This window comes from Bradyrhizobium sp. cir1, from assembly GCF_014198245.1.
Lineage (GTDB): Bacteria > Pseudomonadota > Alphaproteobacteria > Rhizobiales > Xanthobacteraceae > Bradyrhizobium.
In genome coordinates this window covers 1-1,215 of record NZ_JACIHE010000070.1, presented here as the reverse complement: position 1 = coordinate 1,215, position 1,215 = coordinate 1, and the positions used below count along the sequence as shown (strand labels likewise).

Sequence of the window (1,215 nt, the reverse complement as noted above, 5' to 3'; positions counted from 1 at the left end):
CTGAACCGGCCCGAGCTGACCGCGGAGCGGTTCATCGCCAGTCCCTTTGTGGACGGCGACCGGCTGTACCGCACCGGCGATCTGGCGCGCTATCTGCCGGACGGCAATCTGGCGTTTTTGGGCCGCAACGACGACCAGGTGAAGATCCGCGGCTTCCGGATCGAGCCCGGCGAGATCGCGGCGCGGCTTTGCGAGCACCCGTTCGTGCGCGAGGCGGTGGTGGTGGCGCACGAGGGCCCCGGCGGCGAGCCGCGTCTTGTCGCCTATGTGGTGTGCGTGCCGGAAGCAGCTTCGAACGAGCTGGAGGGAAGCGAGCTTGCCGGCGCCTTGCGCGCGCACATAAGTGCGCACCTGCCGGAGTACATGGTGCCATCGGCGTTCGTGCGGCTGGCGGCGCTGCCGCTGACGGTGAACGGCAAGCTGAACCGCAAGGCGCTGGCTGCGCCGGACGATGAGGCGTATGCGCATCGCGCCTATGAGCCGCCGCAAGGCGAGATCGAAATCACGCTGGCACAGATCTGGGCCGAGCTGCTCGGTGTGGAGCGGGTCGGACGCCACGACCACTTCTTTGCGCTCGGCGGACACTCGCTGCTGGCGGTGCAACTGATCGAGCGTTTGCGGCGGCGGTCGCTGGGGGTTGAGGTGCGCACGCTGTTCGCCAGGCCGGTGCTGGCCGATCAGGCCGCAAGCCTGGGCAGTCATCAGGAGGTGGCGGTCCCGGCCAATCGGATCACCGAACAGAGTACGGCGATCACGCCAGAGATGTTGCCGCTCATTGAGCTGGCGCAGGGCGAGATCGACCGGATCATCGCCACAGTGCCCGGCGGGGTCGGCAACATCCAGGACATTTATGGCTTGTCGCCGCTGCAGGACGGCATCCTGTTCCATCATCTGTTGGCGACAAAGGGCGATCCGTACCTGCTGGTATCGCAGATGGCGTTTGCCGACCGTGGCGTGTTGGACCGCTATCTTGCTGCGGTCCAGCGGGTGGTGGACCGGCACGACATTCTGCGCACCTCGTTCGTCTGGGAGGGGCTGCCGCGCCCGGCGCAGGTGGTGTGGCGCCACGCATCGCTGGAGGTGAGCGAGGTCGAGCTGGACGGGTCTGCTGGTCCTGGCGCCGCGCAGCTTAAGGATCGGTTTGATCCGCGCCAGCACCGCATCGATCTTGGCCGAGCGCCTTTGTTGCGGTTTGTGATTGCGCGCGAGCCCGGC

1 protein-coding gene is annotated in these 1,215 nt (G+C 67.2%); it reads left to right on the top strand.

Annotation, left to right across the window (positions count from 1 at the left end; translation table 11 throughout):
- The coding region (locus GGD63_RS39910; protein WP_183250663.1) for a condensation domain-containing protein at nucleotides 1-1,215 on the top strand (1,215 nt) is incomplete at both ends.